This window comes from Mesorhizobium sp. M0174, from assembly GCF_040322275.1.
Classification (GTDB): Bacteria; Pseudomonadota; Alphaproteobacteria; order Rhizobiales; family Rhizobiaceae; genus Mesorhizobium.
Genome location: NZ_JAMYTB010000005.1, coordinates 155,995 through 171,370 on the forward strand (window position 1 = coordinate 155,995; position 15,376 = coordinate 171,370).

15 protein-coding genes and 1 tRNA gene are annotated in these 15,376 nt (G+C 62.0%); 7 read left to right on the top strand and 9 right to left on the bottom strand.

The window, feature by feature from the left end:
• Positions 1-15: 15 nt before the first annotated feature.
• Positions 16-597, bottom strand: a complete 582-nt coding sequence (locus NKJ13_RS12870) for a VOC family protein (RefSeq protein WP_352687308.1) — start codon at positions 595-597, stop codon at positions 16-18.
• A gap of 417 nt (positions 598-1,014) precedes the next feature.
• Positions 1,015-1,455 (bottom strand): SRPBCC family protein, encoded by a 441-nt coding sequence (locus NKJ13_RS12875; RefSeq protein WP_352739579.1) that lies wholly within the window; start codon positions 1,453-1,455, stop codon positions 1,015-1,017.
• A 114-nt stretch (positions 1,456-1,569) separates the two neighbouring features.
• On the opposite strand from NKJ13_RS12875, the gene NKJ13_RS12880 reads away from it, so the two are divergent.
• Complete coding sequence (locus NKJ13_RS12880) at positions 1,570-2,637, top strand: adenylate/guanylate cyclase domain-containing protein (protein WP_352739581.1); 1,068 nt, start codon at positions 1,570-1,572, stop codon at positions 2,635-2,637.
• Positions 2,638-3,148: 511 nt separating this feature from the next.
• Here NKJ13_RS12880 and NKJ13_RS12885 read toward each other — a convergent pair.
• From NKJ13_RS12885 to NKJ13_RS12895, 3 genes are all read right to left on the bottom strand, one after another.
• A tRNA-Glu gene (locus NKJ13_RS12885) sits at positions 3,149-3,223 on the bottom strand.
• Between the two features lie 90 nt (positions 3,224-3,313).
• The gene (locus tag NKJ13_RS12890) at positions 3,314-3,721 is read right to left on the bottom strand and encodes a VOC family protein (protein WP_352505017.1); all 408 of its coding nucleotides are present in this window, start codon (positions 3,719-3,721) and stop codon (positions 3,314-3,316) included.
• Positions 3,718-4,101, bottom strand: coding sequence for a fimbrial protein (locus tag NKJ13_RS12895; RefSeq protein WP_352505016.1), 384 nt, complete (start codon positions 4,099-4,101; stop codon positions 3,718-3,720). The genes NKJ13_RS12890 and NKJ13_RS12895 overlap by 4 nt, the downstream gene beginning before the upstream one ends.
• Positions 4,102-4,127: 26 nt before the next feature.
• Here NKJ13_RS12895 and NKJ13_RS12900 point away from each other — a divergent pair, with 26 nt between their 5' ends.
• From NKJ13_RS12900 to NKJ13_RS12910, 3 genes are all read left to right on the top strand, one after another.
• On the top strand, positions 4,128-5,168 hold the full coding sequence (locus NKJ13_RS12900; RefSeq protein WP_352739583.1) for an RluA family pseudouridine synthase: 1,041 nt from the start codon (positions 4,128-4,130) through the stop codon (positions 5,166-5,168).
• Positions 5,169-5,354: 186 nt separating this feature from the next.
• Complete coding sequence (gene rpoH / locus NKJ13_RS12905) at positions 5,355-6,266, top strand: RNA polymerase sigma factor RpoH (RefSeq protein WP_023678514.1); 912 nt, start codon at positions 5,355-5,357, stop codon at positions 6,264-6,266.
• 313 nt (positions 6,267-6,579) lie between these two features.
• Entirely contained in the window at positions 6,580-7,113 is a 534-nt protein-coding gene (locus NKJ13_RS12910) for a hypothetical protein (RefSeq protein WP_352777834.1), read from the top strand.
• A 198-nt stretch (positions 7,114-7,311) separates the two neighbouring features.
• On the opposite strand, the gene NKJ13_RS12915 is transcribed toward NKJ13_RS12910, so the two are convergent.
• The 4 genes from NKJ13_RS12915 to NKJ13_RS12930 all read right to left on the bottom strand — a co-directional run bounded on the left by NKJ13_RS12915 (position 7,312) and on the right by NKJ13_RS12930 (position 9,813).
• A complete protein-coding gene (locus tag NKJ13_RS12915; RefSeq protein WP_352739586.1) occupies positions 7,312-8,184 on the bottom strand; it encodes an MBL fold metallo-hydrolase in 873 nt (290 codons plus the stop codon).
• Positions 8,185-8,336: 152 nt separating this feature from the next.
• A complete protein-coding gene (locus tag NKJ13_RS12920; RefSeq protein ID WP_023678511.1) occupies positions 8,337-8,996 on the bottom strand; it encodes a peroxiredoxin in 660 nt (219 codons plus the stop codon).
• A 174-nt stretch (positions 8,997-9,170) separates the two neighbouring features.
• Complete coding sequence (locus NKJ13_RS12925; protein ID WP_023678510.1) at positions 9,171-9,536, bottom strand: cell division protein ZapA; 366 nt, start codon at positions 9,534-9,536, stop codon at positions 9,171-9,173.
• 4 nt (positions 9,537-9,540) lie between these two features.
• Positions 9,541-9,813, bottom strand: coding sequence for a DUF4164 domain-containing protein (locus tag NKJ13_RS12930; protein ID WP_023678509.1), 273 nt, complete (start codon positions 9,811-9,813; stop codon positions 9,541-9,543).
• A 260-nt stretch (positions 9,814-10,073) separates the two neighbouring features.
• On the opposite strand from NKJ13_RS12930, the gene tkt reads away from it, so the two are divergent.
• From tkt to NKJ13_RS12945, 3 genes are all read left to right on the top strand, one after another.
• On the top strand, positions 10,074-12,065 hold the full coding sequence (gene tkt, locus NKJ13_RS12935) for a transketolase (RefSeq protein ID WP_352739588.1): 1,992 nt from the start codon (positions 10,074-10,076) through the stop codon (positions 12,063-12,065).
• Positions 12,066-12,223: 158 nt separating this feature from the next.
• A complete protein-coding gene (gene gap, locus NKJ13_RS12940) occupies positions 12,224-13,234 on the top strand; it encodes a type I glyceraldehyde-3-phosphate dehydrogenase (protein ID WP_023678507.1) in 1,011 nt (336 codons plus the stop codon).
• A gap of 218 nt (positions 13,235-13,452) precedes the next feature.
• A complete protein-coding gene (locus NKJ13_RS12945) occupies positions 13,453-15,342 on the top strand; it encodes a potassium/proton antiporter (RefSeq protein WP_352739590.1) in 1,890 nt (629 codons plus the stop codon).
• Positions 15,343-15,376: the final 34 nt, after the last annotated feature.

Genomic DNA, 15,376 nt, shown 5'->3' on the forward strand with positions numbered 1-15,376 from the left:
TTGTTCGGCGTGCCGTCAGTACGGATTTTTCGGTGCGCGATCCTCCGACAAGGTCGTGCGCGAACGCTCGACCAGCGCCTGGATCGCATCGGCAAGGTGCACTTCGGCGATGTTGTAGTCGCCGCGCGCGACACGCAGCTTGTGCGCCTGCATCAGCACGTCGGCATGGCTGAAGCCGGCCGGCGGCTCGAAGCGGTAGGAGGCGAGCTCGATCAGCAGGCCGAGCGGATCCTCGAAATAGATCGAGTCCATGAAGCCGCGATCCTTGACGCCACTGTGCTTGATGCCGCGCTCGTCGAGCCGGGCGACCGCCTGCAGGAAGGTGACGCGCGACACCGCAAACGCGATGTGATGCACGCAGCCCGTATCGGTCGGCGTGCGCCGTTTCTCCGGCGTGCGGCTCTCGTCGGTGAAGACGGTGATCAGCCGGCCATCGCCCGGATCGAAATAGAGATGGCTTTCGGTGGCTTTGTCGAGGTTGGGCTGCTCGAAGATGAAAGGCATGCCGAGCACGCCCTCCCAGAAATCGATCGAGGTCTGACGCCCGGCGCCGACCAGCGTGATGTGATGAACGCCTTGTGACTGCAGCTTCTGCATCTGACTCCTCCCGGCCACGCCGTCTTGCCGCCGAACGGAAGTTCGGATGCCCAGTCGCGCTTGGATCGGCGCCCGGCATGTGACCGCGCCCGGCCTCGCGCGCCTGCGCTCCGCATTCCGCATCCTGCAGGAGTTCGGCCGGAGCTTTGATGAACGGATGCTAATTCAATCCGAGGCGTTGCGCCAGAAGCGCTGAGTTTTAAGAACTCCACGCAGGCGCCAAGAGCAGCACCGGGATCGCGGACGCCTTCGCCGAGCTCGCTGAAACGATCCGTCGCCGGCAGCTGTAATGGTGCGGCGGCCCGCAGGTCGCTGGGTTTCCCGAGCGGCCGGTTTGGCGACTGCAGGTCAAAGGGGCCTCGTTGACGCATGCCGCGCCTGGTTCGGATTACGGGCATCCGCGGCCCTTAGATGAAATCACATATTCTTCATCGGCACGTCGGGGCCGACATGTCCCCCATCGGCAGTGATCTTCAGCCTTGAGAGGTAGTGCTCCCATCCCCTTCGGTGGCTGTCACGCTCCTTTGCGTTCGGCAGTCCGCTGTGCGTGAAGCGGATCAGTGTCCCCGCATCCCTCGCGATCAGGTCGATCTCGACATGACTGGAGCCGGGCGGCACGGTCTCGTTGTCTTCCCAGCCAAAACTGTAGGCAAGACGGTGGACCGGGATCACCTCGGTGAACTCACCGCGCGCCATATGGCGACCACCGACATTGACGAGGAACAGACCGCCCGGCGTTGCATCCAAATTCGCTTCGGTCCCGATCCATCGCACGATCTGGTCCAGATCCGTCAAAAGCGCGAACACGGTCGCTTGTGGCGCGGCGACCTCAATCTCTGTGTAAACCGATTCCGCCATAGCTCACTCCAGGTCACATCCGCATCGAATACCGTGCTATTTAAGCGAATATGGGGAGTTGCAAGAAGATGTTCGAGGCGTAAGCATAAGCCGGTGCCGAGTGACCTTCTACCGATGCTTCTCGCAAAGTCGCTTTCATTCCTTCTGGACGACGCCGCGCATATTGGCGACGGTGGGCGACTTCTATTGCAGCTCTCAACGCATTTGATGGAAGACGGCTTGCCGATCATCGCCGGCGCGCTGGCGCAGGATGCTCCCGACCCAATCATTTCACGCCGTATCTGGCTCTGGCGAGCGCCTGGGGGTGAAGTGGTCGAGGCTTTGGGAATAGGCGCCGACCGTCAGAATGCCGATCCCCGGCTCGTGCTGCGGGAGTGGCTTGGCACGACGCGGGCGATCATGTTCGACGAGCGAGCGGGCGGTGTCGCACCGACTTTGGTGTGGGCCTTCGATCATACTCCGGATGAGGCGCAGTCAGAGCTGCTGCGGCAAATCTCCCGGTTTGCTGCGGCTCCGATGACCGCACTCGCAGAACGGTCCGCGAAACGCGCATTGCTCGAAGCATATTTGGGAAAGCGCAGTGCAGCACATGTACTCAACGGTCATTCTCGTCGAGTAAAGGGAGAGACGATACGGGCTGCGCTTCTGTGCGCGGACCTTCGAGGTTTCACTGATCTATCCGAGGTTTATGATGCAGACGAGATCGTATTGGTACTTGATGCCTGGTTCGATTGCGTCGCCGGCGCGGTGCACGCATTTGGTGGTGAGGTTCTCAAGTTTATAGGTGATGGCGTCCTCGCGATTTTCCCGATTGGCGAGCGCGATGCAAATGCCGCATGTGACGCTGCGGTCCGAGCCGTGAAGGCTACGCGCGCCGGGATAGATCATCTCAACCAAACTCGGCGCCGCAATGGCGGCCCTGAGCTCGGATATGGCATTGGCCTGCATGTCGGCGAGATACTCTGGGGGAATATCGGCACTGCCGGCAGGTTGGACTTCACCGCGATCGGCAAGGCTGTAAATCTTGTCAGCCGCATCGAAGGGTTGTGCAAGCCGTTGGGACGGACGGTGCTCGCGTCGACAGTGTTCGAAGCAGAAACTACCGAGCCGATGATCGCCATGGGCAGTCATCCGCTCGGAGGAATAGCAGGCGCGCAAACACTTTTCGGCTTGCCGGAATAGATCGAATGGTTGAGCGCGCCGTGGATGTGTCGTTCGCAGCACATCTTGGTATCGTGCGAAACCATGAGAGAAGTTCGAACGGCAAAGAAACTACGATACTGCAACTGGAGTATGGCGCGTTTAGAGCCCAGCCATGCGCGTCGCGCGCAGCTTCGCTGGCCGGTGCTAAGGGCCGAGTATTCCCGGCATCCACCCTTCAAGGGAGAGGCGCCTTCGCCGAGCTCGCCAAAACGATCCGCCGCCGGCCGCTGTAGCTCAGGTCGGCTCCAGGCAGTGCCGACCAGCGTGATGGACGCCTGGCGATTGTAGTTTCTATATCTGGCTCCTCCCCGCGTGGCATCGACTGCCCTGTTCAGCGCGACGTTCTGCGCGCCGCTAATTCTGTGCCGCAAGACCCATGATGCAATACTAATGCAATCGGCTCCGCTGCGTCAGAAGCGGCAATGAGCCAAATCCGCCGCGACCTAGGCGATGGATCGGATTGATGGTTTGCCGCGAGCTTGGAGAGACTTGGTACGCCCAAGGGGAATCGAACCCCTGTTCCCGCCGTGAGAGGGCGGTGTCCTGACCGCTAGACGATGGGCGCGTTCAAGAACCGGCGATATAGGCTGACGGCTGGGAAAAAGCAACTAGGCTCAGGGCCACTGCTCGCACAGACGAAAAATCCGTTGCAAGCCTATCGTTTTGGCTCGATCAGGTCCCAGAGATTTCCATAAAGGTCGGCGAAGACCGCGACCGTGCCATAAGCCTCATGGCGTGGCGCTTCGCGGAACTCGACGCCTTTTTCGAGCATCAGCGTATGGTCGCGGGCAAAATCGTCGGTTTCGAGGAACAAAAAGACCCGCCCGCCGGTCTGGTTGCCGACGGCGTGCCTTTGCGCATCGCCGGATGCTTCGGCGAGAAGCAGCCGCGCGCCCTGCCCTTTGCCCGGCGTGATCGTGACCCAGCGTTTGCCGCCGCCGAGATCGATATCTTCGGTGAGCACAAAACCCAGCCGGTCGACATACCAGGAAATCGCCTCGTCATAATTTGCGACGACAAGCGCGACCGTGGCAATGCTGCGGTGTTCGGCAAAACCGGTCATTTGTTCCTGATCGAAAAACGGCCGACGATGCGGCGCTCGGTAATGTCATAGACGAAGATGGCGCGGCTGCCGTCGGGCAGCTCGGCGTCGATCGAAAGGTGATTGCCGGAGAGCGATTGGCTGACCACCCTGGCGCCGACCGGCAGCACGATGTCGCCGTTGACCGGCTCGCCTGCCGGCACCTGGAAGTCACTGGTCAACGGCGGGGCGGCAGGCGGCGCGTTGCGCGCTTTGTAGACAAGTGCTGCTATCACCACCATAAGGGCGAGGAACAGCAGGCCGAGATTGATGGCGACGAAGCGAACGAGCTTCGTCCGCACCTTTTCGACCTCGGGGTCGAGTGGCTTTTCCTCGTCTTCGTCGGCAAGCGGCCGGGCCATGGCAGCAGATTCCGGAACTGTTTTCGATGAGCGCTCATAACGAAGAGGTCAGACAATTAATAGGGGCCGGACCGATCGTGCTGGAGGCGGGCGCCGATGCCGCCGGCCAGCGGCTCGACCAATGGCTGGCGGCCAGGCTCGGCCCCGACATGTCGCGCAGCCGGGTGCAGATGCTGATAAAGCAAGGCGCGGTCAGGATCGGCGGAAGGCAGGTCGAAGAGACGAAGCGCAAGATGGCACAAGGTGACAGCGTGTCGGTCGACATGCCGGAGCCTGAACCGGCGGCGCCGCAAGGCGAAGATATTGCGCTGGACGTCCTCTACGAGGACAACGCGCTAATCGTCATCAACAAGCCGGCCGGGCTGGTCGTGCATCCCGGCGCCGGCAACTGGACCGGTACACTGGTCAACGCGCTGATCCATCATTGCGGCGACAGCCTGTCCGGCATCGGCGGCGTGAGACGGCCGGGCATCGTCCACCGCCTCGACAAGGAGACCAGCGGCGTCATGGTCGTCGCCAAGACCGACCGCGCCCATAAGGCGTTGTCGGAGGCCTTTGCCGACCACGGCCTGACCGGCGATCTCGAGCGCGCCTATCTGGCGTTGGTCTGGGGCATACCGGCAAGGCCGACCGGGACGGTCGACGCGCCGCTCGGCCGCGCCGCCGACCGGGTACGCCGTGCCGTGGTGCCGCAAGGCCGCGACGATGCGCGCCATGCCATAACGCATTTCACCGTCGTCGAGCGCTTTGGCGAGCAGGAGCAGGAATTCGCCACGGCGAGCCTGGTCGAATGCCGGCTGGAGACCGGTCGCACCCACCAGATACGCGTCCACCTGGCCCATATCGGCCATCCGGTGATCGGCGACCCCGAATACGGCCAGGCTTTCCGCACCAAGGCCAACCGGTTACCCGAGCCGCTAAGGAGCAAGGTAAAGGCGTTTCCGCGACAAGCTTTGCACGCCCGCCTCCTTGCATTTCGCCATCCCGATACCCATCTAACGATGAGGTTCGAAGCACCGATACCGTGGGACATGGAGGAACTCGTCGACGGCTTCCGCAAGCTCTGAACCAACACCTGAAAACCTGACCGGCGTTGTTCACTTCAGCGTGACACACTGTTTCGTGTTGAACAAATGCCTGTCTTTCTGGTTTTGTTCCTATATATGTCGGTTGGCGCGAATGTGCCTTTGGCATTCGTGCCACATGCCCGCCGCGTTTCGGGGGCATCACTCCAATAGAGAGGGGGCGCTATCATGGCCCAGTCATTACCCAGTATCGTTTCCGGCGAAGGCGGTCTCAGCCGCTACCTGGAAGAAATCCGCCGCTTTCCGATGCTTCAGCCGCAGGAAGAGTACATGCTCGCCAAGCGCTACGCCGAGCATGAGGACACCACGGCTGCGCACAAGCTCGTCACTAGCCACCTTCGGCTCGTCGCCAAGATCGCCATGGGCTATCGCGGCTACGGCCTGCCGATTGGCGAGGTGATCTCGGAAGGCAATGTTGGCCTGATGCAGGCCGTCAAGAAATTCGAACCGGAGCGCGGCTTCCGTCTCGCCACCTATGCGATGTGGTGGATCAAGGCCTCGATCCAGGAATACATCCTGCGCTCGTGGAGTCTGGTCAAGATGGGCACCACCGCCAACCAGAAGCGCCTGTTCTTCAACCTGCGCAAGGTGAAGGGCAAGATCCAGGCGCTCGATGAAGGCGATTTGAAGCCCGACCAGATCACCGAGATTGCCACCCGGCTGAACGTCTCGGAAGCGGAAGTCGTGTCGATGAACCGCCGTCTGTCGGGCGACGCCTCGCTCAATGCGCCCATCCGGGCCAGTGAAGGCGAGTCCGGCGAATGGCAGGACTGGCTGGTCGACGACCACGAAAGCCAGGAAGAGATGCTGATCGAGCAGGACGAGCTGGAAAACCGGCGCGGCATGCTGTCCGGCGCTCTTGCCGTGCTCAACGACCGCGAACGTCGCATCTTCGAGGCGCGCCGCCTCGCCGATGAGCCGTTGACGCTGGAAGAGCTGTCGGCCGAGTTCGATATCAGCCGCGAGCGCGTGCGGCAGATCGAGGTGCGTGCCTTCGAGAAGGTGCAGGACGCGGTCAAGGCCGCGGCCAAGCGCCAGACGCAGGCGTTGCGCACGATTGAGGCGCAGCCGGCGGCGTAAGGCCTCCAAGAGAACCAAAAAACGGCGGCGTCAGGTAACTGGCGCCGCCGTTTTTCTGGAGGGTTGCCGGTTCCGCGGCGCGCGGATGTCCGATCCGCTGGCATAGCTGCTCAGTAGCGTTGCCATGGCGTCCGCAGACGATCCCACTGATAGCGGCATTACCGCAATTTTCCCCAAGCCCTGAAAACCGTAACGTTGCAAGCTGTGGCGGCAATGTTCCGGCGCCGACCGCGGCATTCCACAAACCGGCGCTCGCGGCAGGCGGCGCGATAACTAGCCTGTGGGGCTGCCTCAGGCAGTTGGAGCTCGTCTGTTGGAAACGAAAGGCAGTATGACGATGACGATTTCCCCGTTTCTGACCGCTCTTGGATCCGAAGGTCCCCCAGCCGATCGGGCGAAAGACATGGCCCTCTATGGATGGCTAATTGGAAGCTGGGAAATGGACTCGGTCCACTATCTCGACGACGGCACAATCCAGAAATGGGATGGCGAATGCCATTTTGGCTGGGTGGTCGAAGGCCGCGCGATTCAGGACGTTTGGATCAGGCCCAAGCGCCCTGCGCCGTCCACGATGTACGGCACGACCCTGCGCATCTTCGACCCTGGGATCGATGGCTGGCACATCATATGGAACGACCCGCTCAACCGGGATCACTCGCGCCAGATCGGCCGAGCCGAGGGTAAGGACATTGTCCAGCTCGGCGATGACTCGCGCGGCCTGAAAACTCGTTGGCGTTTCACAGAGATCACTGCCAACAACTTCCATTGGATCGGCGAGGAAAGATCTTCCGAGAGCGACCCTTGGCAAATCACGTATGAACATTTAGCCCGCCGAACAAAACCCTGACGCCGAGTAAACACCTGGCTGAGGTCTGCGCTGCTCCTCATCCGGCTGCCGCCACCGTCTTCCCGCATGGCCTATCGGATTCAAACATCGCAAAAATCGAATCAGGATCAATAAGGATCAATAACTTGAATGACCGTCGCAGAACGATGAGGGCGGCGCCAAGTTTGGATGGCACTGTAGTGCCAGCGACCCATCTCCTCACAGGCAATCGAGCGGAAACTTCAGATAGCGCCGTCCGTTGGATTCCGGTTCCGGCAGGCGTCCGCCGTTCATGTTCACCTGCAGCGCGTGCAGGATCAGCCGCGGCATCGGCAACGTCCTGTCGCGGGCTTGGCGGAGCGCGACGAAGTCGGCTTCCGTCTTGCCGCCGGCAACATGGATGTTGCTGGCTTTCTGCTCCGCGACCGTGCTTTCCCAGCGCGCTTCGCGACCGCCCGGCTGGTAGTCGTGACCGACGAACAGACGTGTCTCGTCCGGCAGCGCCAGGATGTCCTCGATCGAACGCCAGAGCCGCTCGGCACTGCCGCCCGGAAAGTCTGTCCTGGCGGTGCCGCTATCCGGCATGAACAACGTGTCGTGGATGAAGGCGGCGTCGCCAATGACGTAACTGATCGAGGCCAGTGTGTGGCCCGGCGAGAACAGCACTCTCGCCGGAAGGCCGCCGACCGAAAAAGTTGCGCCGTCGGCGAATAGCCTATCCCATTGCGAACCGTCGGGGGAGAATTCCGACCAGTTGTAGATCACCTTCCACAATTTCTGGACGTCGATGACCTTTTCGCCGATTGCCGTCGGCGCTCCGGTTCTCCCCCTCAAATAATGGGCGGCGGAGAAATGATCGGCATGCGGATGCGTGTCGAGGATCCACTCGACCTCCAGCCCGCTTTCCCTGACGAAGTCGAGCAGGGCGTCGGCGTTCTTCGTTGCCGTTGCACCGGACCTTTCGTCGAAGTCGAGCACCGGATCGATGATGGCGCATTTGCGGGTCGCCATGTCGGCGACCACATACTGGACGGACCCGCTCGGCTCGTCATAGAAGCCGGTGACCTGCGACCTGGCCGATAATGCGTCCAATCCCAGCCTCCTTCGCCCCTCACCACGGCAGGAAGGATTTTCTCTGCCACGGCAAATGAAAGGCATGGTTGTCCGTCAACCAGGCGCCGTCAAGCACCCCATGCTCATAGGGTCAGGAAAACCGAAAATTTCTCCGTGCCGCCCCTGCCTGCTCAGGCGGAAGGCTGCTTGGTCTTCCTGAGATATGGCAGGATCGTCTCATAGGCGCCGAAGCGCTTGATGGCATCCTCATTCGAGACGGCAGCGGTGATGATGACGTCCTCGCCCTGCTTCCAGTTCGCCGGCGTCGCCACCTGGTGCTTGGCGGTCAGCTGCATGGAATCGATGGCGCGCAGGATTTCGTCGAAGTTGCGGCCGGTCGTCATCGGATAGGTGAGAACCAGCTTGATCTTCTTGTCGGGCCCGATGACGTAAACCGAACGCACCGTGGCATTGTCGGCGGGCGTGCGGCCTTCCGAGCTCTCGCCGGCACCCGCCGGCAGCATCTCGTAAAGCTTGGCGACCTTGAGATCCTTGTCGCCGATCAGCGGGTAGTTCACCGAATGACCGGTCGCGGTCTTGATGTCGTTCTGCCACTTTTCATGGCTTTGGACGGGATCGACCGAGATGCCGATGATCTTGACGTTGCGCTTCCTGAACTCGCCTTCGAGCCCGGCCATTGTGCCGAGTTCGGTCGTGCAAACCGGCGTAAAGTTCTTCGGATGGCTGAACAATACTGCCCAGCCGTCGCCGATCCATTCATGGAAGCTGATCGGTCCTTGCGTGGTCTCAGCGGTGAAGTCCGGTGCGATATCGTTGATACGAAGGCTCATGGCGTGTCCCTACCCTGTGAGTGCAGATCGCAGCCGGCGTTGACCGGCGCTGCTTTTGCCTTTCTATCACTCCGGCGTCATCCTTCAAATGCCTGTTGCGCCGGCATCAAGGCCGGCGGCGAAATATTTTCATTGCTTCTCGGCAAATGCCGCAGGAATTTTCGCTGCGCTGGCTCAGGCCTTGTTCACTGCCAGCGTCGTCGCCAGGTCTTCCATGCGCTGGGCCAGCGCGCCGAGCGCCCCGGTCAGCGCGGAATCGTTCTTGTCGGCCTTGGTCAGTGCGTCGTCGCGCGTCTTGCGCAGCGTCAGCACTTCGCTTTCCATGCCCTTGACCCGCTTTTGCAGTTCCGAAAGCTCGTCCATGACCATGATGCCGGCCATCACGGTCAGCCGCTGGTCGCCAATCTCGCCAAAAGAATCCTTCAGATGCGAAACATAGCGGTCGAAGCGCTCGGCAAGATCGATCAGATGCTCTTCCTGGCCCTCGTCGCAGGCCATCCGATACTGCTTGCCGTCGATGGAAACCGTGACTTGTGCCATTAGCCTACCTGTCCAGTACCGCGCGGATGGTTTCCATGGCTGTCACCAGCCTTCGCGACACTTCTTTGTTGGCATCTTCCAGCCGTTCGGCGCGAGCTTCGGAATTGTCGAGCTCCTGCGCCAGCCGCGAGCGGTCGGCGTTCATCCGCTGCACTTCGGCCTCGGCTTCCGAATAGTCCCGCTCATGCTCGAGCTTGGCCGCGACGGCGTTTTCCAGCCCGTCGATGGCCTTACCCAGCCTGGCAATGACTTCCTTGAGGGTCGTTTCCCCGGTCATGGCTTTCGTCCTGCGCCCTGCCCATCACCGAATCATCCACGTTCAGAACGCGTTATCCCTGAAACATTACGCATCGTGTGAACCGCACGTCAATAAAGCTGTCGCGACTGTCCCCTGCTAACGCTAATGTAAGTCGCGCATGGCCATCACAAGACCGGCAAAAGCACACCGATTTGTTGACTAAAAGGCCGCGCCTGCTATGTGTCGCGCACCCTTTTCAAGGGCTTTCCCAAGGCCCAAACCCCCATTTTGGAGGAAGCATGACTTCGCGCGAACAACATGACCGGATGGCCAATGCGATCCGTTTTCTCGCCATGGACGCTGTGGAGAAGGCAAACTCCGGCCATCCCGGATTGCCCATGGGCTGCGCCGACATCGCCACGGTGCTGTTCACCCGCTTTCTCAAATACGATCCGAAGAACCCGCATTGGCCGGACCGCGATCGCTTTATCCTGTCGGCCGGCCACGGCTCGATGCTGCTTTACTCGCTGCTCTATCTGACCGGCTACGAAGACATCACCATCGACCAGATCAAGCAGTTCCGCCAATTGGGGTCGAGGACCGCGGGCCACCCGGAATACGGCCATGCCGCCGGCATCGAGACGACGACAGGCCCACTCGGCCAGGGCCTTGCCAATTCGGTCGGCTTCGCACTCGGCGAGCGCATCATGAATGCCGCTTTCGGCAATGATCTCGTCGACCACTACACCTATGTGCTGGCCGGTGACGGCTGCCTGATGGAAGGCGTATCCCAGGAAGCCATTGCGCTTGCCGGACATCTGAAGCTGAACAAGCTGATCGTCTTCTGGGACAACAACAACATCTCGATCGATGGCCCGGTGTCGCTGGCCGACAACACCGACCAGGTCGCCCGCTTCCAGGCGTCCGGCTGGAATGCCAGCCATATCGACGGCCAGGACCCGGAAGCGATCGCCTATGCCATCGAAGCGGCCCGCCACTCCGACAAGCCGACGATGATTGCCTGCAAGACGACGATCGGCTTCGGCGCGCCGACCAAGGCCGGCACCAACAAGGCACATGGCTCGCCGCTCGGCACCGAGGAAATCGCCGGCGCCAGAAAATTCTTCGGCTGGGATTCGCCGCCCTTCGAGGTCCCGGCCGACAGCCTCGACGCATGGCGTACCGCCGGGCGGACCAGCGTCAAGGCGCGCACCGACTGGGAGAGCCGGCTTGCCAAGGCCGATGCCAAATTGCGCGCAGAGTTCGAACGCCGCATCAGTGGCACGCTGCCAGCCAACTTCGACGCCGTCATTGGCGATTACAAGAAGAAGCTCGCCGCCGACAAGCCGAAGGTCGCCACCCGTAAGTCATCGGAAATGGCGCTGGAGGTCATCAACGGCGCCGTGCCCGAAACCATCGGCGGCTCGGCCGATTTGACCGGCTCCAACAACACCAAGACCAGCCAGACCAAGAACATCACCGCCGACGATTACGGCCAGCGCTACGTTCATTACGGCGTTCGCGAGCACGGCATGGCGGCCGCGCTCAACGGGCTGACATTGCATGGCGGCATTATCGCCTATGGCGGCACTTTCATGTGCTTTTCCGATTATGCCCGTCCGGCGATGCGGCTTGCTTCGCTGATGGGCATCCGCTCGATCTTCGTCATGACCCATGATTCCATCGGCCTTGGCGAAGACGGCCCGACCCATCAGCCGGTCGAGCATCTGGCAGCACTTCGCGCCATTCCGAACCACAATGTCTTCCGCCCGGCCGACGCGGTGGAAACCGCGGAATGCTGGCAGTTGGCCATTGAGTCGGAAAAGACGCCTTCGACATTGGCGCTGACCCGGCAGAACCTGCCGACGGTACGCAACGACTTCGTTGCGGAAAACCTCTCCAGCCGCGGCGCCTATGAACTTGCCGCCGCCAGTGGCGAGGCGGCGGTGACGATCTTCGCTTCGGGCTCCGAGGTCGAGATCGCGCTGGCCGCCCGCCAGGCCTTGGAAAAGCACGGCCACGCGACCCGCGTCGTCTCGGTGCCGTGCTTCGAATTGTTCGACAAGCAGAGCGCCGATTATCGCAGCAGGACGATCGGCAATGCGCCGCTCAAGATTGCCATCGAAGCCGGCATCCGTCAGGGCTGGGATCACTTCATCGGCACCGACGGCATCTTTGTCGGCATGACCGGCTTCGGCGCCTCCGGCACCATCGAACAGCTCTACCCGCATTTCGGCATCACAGCCGAAGCAACGGTGAAGGCGGCGGAAGCCCGTCTGCATGGCAAATGAAAGTGAGCCCCGCCCGGCAAAGGCTGGCATAGCGGTTTTGCCGGGCGGTGGAGCACTAATCGATTTAAATCCACGCCTCGGCGGCTGGATTCTTTGCCCGTCCGCCGTTATGAAGCTGCGGACTTGATCTTCGGCCTCCAACTCCCAGGGAGAGAACAATGACCGTCAGAGTTGCCATCAACGGATTCGGCCGCATCGGCCGCAACATCCTGCGCGCCATCCATGAATCCGGCCGCAAGGATATCGACGTCGTCGCGGTCAACGATCTCGGCCCGGTCGAGACCAACGCGCATCTGCTGCGCTTCGACAGCGTGCATGGCCGCTTTCCGCATGAGGTGACGGTTGACGGCGACCAGATCATCGTCGGCAAGGAAAAATTCAAGGTCACCGCGATCAAGGATCCGACACAACTGCCCTGGAAGGAGCTTGGCATCGACATCGCGCTCGAATGCACCGGCATCTTCACCGCCCGCGACAAGGCCGTCGCCCATCTGACCGCCGGTGCCAAGCGCGTTCTCGTCTCCGCTCCGGCAGAGGGCGCCGATCTCACCGTCGTCTATGGCATCAATCATGACAAGCTGACCAAGGACCACATCGTCATCTCGAACGCCTCCTGCACCACCAACTGCCTGGCGCCGCTGGCGGCCGTGCTGAATGAGGCGGTCGGCATCGAGAAGGGCATGATGACGACGATCCATTCCTACACCGGCGACCAGCCGACGCTGGACACCATGCACAAGGACCTCTACCGCGCCCGCGCCGCCGCGCTGTCGCAGATTCCGACCTCGACCGGTGCTGCCAAGGCCATCGGCCTGGTACTGCCCGAACTCAAGGGCAAGCTCGACGGCATCTCCATCCGCGTGCCGACCCCGAACGTCTCGCTCGTCGATTTCAAGTTCATCGCCAAGCGGCCGACCACCGTCCAGGAGATCAATGACGCGGTGATCGCCGCCTCGAACGGCAAGCTGAAGGGCATCCTCGCCGTTACCCGTCACCCCAATGTTTCGATCGATTTCAACCATGATCCGCATTCCTCGATCGTGGCGCTCGACCAGACCAAGGTCATGGACGGCAACTTCGTTTCGGTGCTGTCGTGGTACGACAATGAGTGGGGCTTTTCCAACCGCATGGGCGATACCGCCGTCGCCTTCGGCAAGACCATCGCCTGATCGCAGAGCCAGCTTCTCGACCTGGAAGACGCCCGGCTCAGTCCGGGCGTTTTTCGTTGCAGCACGAACCGCCAACGCACGCTCTGCTGCTCGGGGATGCCAAAACTTTCGACGATCGGCAGCGTGGGGCAAAAAGCCACGCTGCTGCCTTGCAGCGGCCATGTCTTCGCCTCACTCTCCCGTGATGCCGGAGCATATCGACTAGGGGCGACCAACGAATGGAGCATGGTATCTATCTGGTGACGCTTGTTGGAGCAGCACTTGTCGTTGCCGCCGCGTTTTCGAGCTTGATCGCCTTCCGTTTCGGCGCCCCTCTCCTGCTGCTGTTTCTCTGCATCGGCCTCGCTACCGGAACCGACGGTCTCGGCATCCACTTCGACAACGCCCGAGTTGCTTATTTTGCCGGCTCATTGGCGCTGGCGGTCATCCTTTTCGATTCCGGCTTCGGTACGCCGCTCAACGCCTTACGGCAGGCGGCCGGGCCGGCGCTGTCGCTGGCGACATTCGGCGTCCTTTTGACCACCGGCCTGTTCGGCGCCGCCGCCTATTATCTGCTCGACCTGACCTGGCTGGAATCCTTCCTGCTCGGTGCCGCCGTCGCCTCGACCGACGCTGCGGCGGTGTTCTTCCTGCTACGCGCCGGCGAGATCAATTTGCGCGAGCGCGTGCGGTCCACGCTCGAGGTGGAATCCGGCACCAATGACCCGATCGCCATCTTCCTGACCATCACGCTGGTCGAGGTCATCGCCGCCAACATCCACCCCGAGGCAAAGGTGCTGGTTACCGATCTTGCCGTCGGTTTCCTGGTCAACATGGGCCTCGGTGCGGTCATCGGCATTCTCGGCGGCATGGCCATTGTGCGTCTTGTCGATCGCCTCAATCTCGATCACGGCCTGTTGCCGATCTTCGTGCTGACGCTGTCGCTGATGGTGTTTGCTGCCGCCGGCGCCGTCGGCGGGTCCGGCTTCCTGGCGGTCTATCTCGCAGGCCTGATTGCCGGCAATTCCGATATTCGGGCCGTCACCATCCTCAAGCGCTTCCAGGACGGCATGTCGTGGCTGGCGCAGATCATCATGTTCCTGATCCTCGGCCTGTTCGCGACGCCTTCGCAATTTCCGGCGATCCTGATGCCGGCAGTGCTGCTCGGCCTGTTCCTGATATTTGTGGCACGGCCAATCGCGGTCTGGCTGTGCCTGGTGCCGTTCCGCCTGCCACGCCCGGAAGTCGCCTTTGTCTCATGGGTTGGCCTGCGTGGCGCCGTGTCGATACTGCTTGCCATCACGCCGCTGCTCGGCGGCCTGGACAACGGCCGCCTCATCTTCAACACCGCCTTCATCATCGTGCTGGTCTCGCTGATCATCCAGGGATGGACCGTCGGGCCGCTGGCGCGCCGCCTCGGCCTTATCGTGCCGGCCCGCCTGGGACCGCTCGACAAGGTCGAATTGGAACTGCCGGGCTCCGCCCATCATGAGCTTCTCGCCTACCGCGTGGCACCCGGCAGCCCGGTGGCGCGTGGCGAACGCATTCCGCGCTGGGCGCGGCCATCGCTTGTGTTGCGCGACGGACGCTCGATGCGCTTCCAGGATATGGGCCGCCTGGCGGCCGGCGACCATGTCTACATCTTCGTACCGGACCGCTATCCGCGCCTGCTCGACAAGCTGTTCGCCAGCCGTGCCGTGGTCGATCCCGAGGATGCGGACTTCTTCGGCGCCTTCGCTGTCGATCCGTCACGCTCCGCCGAGGAACTGGAGACCGCCTATGCGCCGGGCCTGACCGAGGCGGAACGCAAGCTCAGCATCGGCGACCTGGTCACTACGCGGCTCGGCGGCCACGCCGAATACGCCGACCGCGTGCTGCTCGGTCCGATCGAGTTGATCGTTCGCGACGTCGACGACAAGGGCAGGATCACCGGCCTTGGCCTGTCCTTCGAGCCGACCGCGCCGGTGGCGCGCGTTCCGGTGTTCCTCAGCGCCGGCGAAATCCGCGACCGCATCGCCGCCTTCATCCGCAACCGGCGCAAGCCGGCCGAAGCGCAGGCGGTCGAGGCGGCGGCCGAGCTGGAACCGGTTCCGCAGCCCGTGGCGGAAAAGACAACTGGCGAAGGCTGACCGCTGTCGACGCTAGCCGCGGAACCCTGCCGCC

Bases quoted from the DNA above. Each gene is read 5' to 3' on its own strand.
- NKJ13_RS12925 (WP_023678510.1), bottom strand. From the start codon at position 9,536: ATGGCACAAGTCACGGTTTCCATCGACGGCAAGCAGTATCGGATGGCC.
- NKJ13_RS12875 (WP_352739579.1), bottom strand. From the start codon at position 1,455: ATGGCGGAATCGGTTTACACAGAGATTGAGGTCGCCGCGCCACAAGCG.
- NKJ13_RS12920 (WP_023678511.1), bottom strand. From the start codon at position 8,996: ATGAGCCTTCGTATCAACGATATCGCACCGGACTTCACCGCTGAGACC.
- NKJ13_RS12895 (WP_352505016.1), bottom strand. From the start codon at position 4,101: ATGGCCCGGCCGCTTGCCGACGAAGACGAGGAAAAGCCACTCGACCCC.
- rpoH (WP_023678514.1), top strand. From the start codon at position 5,355: ATGGCCCAGTCATTACCCAGTATCGTTTCCGGCGAAGGCGGTCTCAGC.
- gap (WP_023678507.1), top strand. From the start codon at position 12,224: ATGACCGTCAGAGTTGCCATCAACGGATTCGGCCGCATCGGCCGCAAC.
- NKJ13_RS12945 (WP_352739590.1), top strand. From the start codon at position 13,453: ATGGAGCATGGTATCTATCTGGTGACGCTTGTTGGAGCAGCACTTGTC.
- tkt (WP_352739588.1), top strand. From the start codon at position 10,074: ATGACTTCGCGCGAACAACATGACCGGATGGCCAATGCGATCCGTTTT.
- NKJ13_RS12890 (WP_352505017.1), bottom strand. From the start codon at position 3,721: ATGACCGGTTTTGCCGAACACCGCAGCATTGCCACGGTCGCGCTTGTC.
- NKJ13_RS12880 (WP_352739581.1), top strand. From the start codon at position 1,570: ATGCTTCTCGCAAAGTCGCTTTCATTCCTTCTGGACGACGCCGCGCAT.
- NKJ13_RS12930 (WP_023678509.1), bottom strand. From the start codon at position 9,813: ATGACCGGGGAAACGACCCTCAAGGAAGTCATTGCCAGGCTGGGTAAG.
- NKJ13_RS12900 (WP_352739583.1), top strand. From the start codon at position 4,128: ATGAGCGCTCATAACGAAGAGGTCAGACAATTAATAGGGGCCGGACCG.
- NKJ13_RS12870 (WP_352687308.1), bottom strand. From the start codon at position 597: ATGCAGAAGCTGCAGTCACAAGGCGTTCATCACATCACGCTGGTCGGC.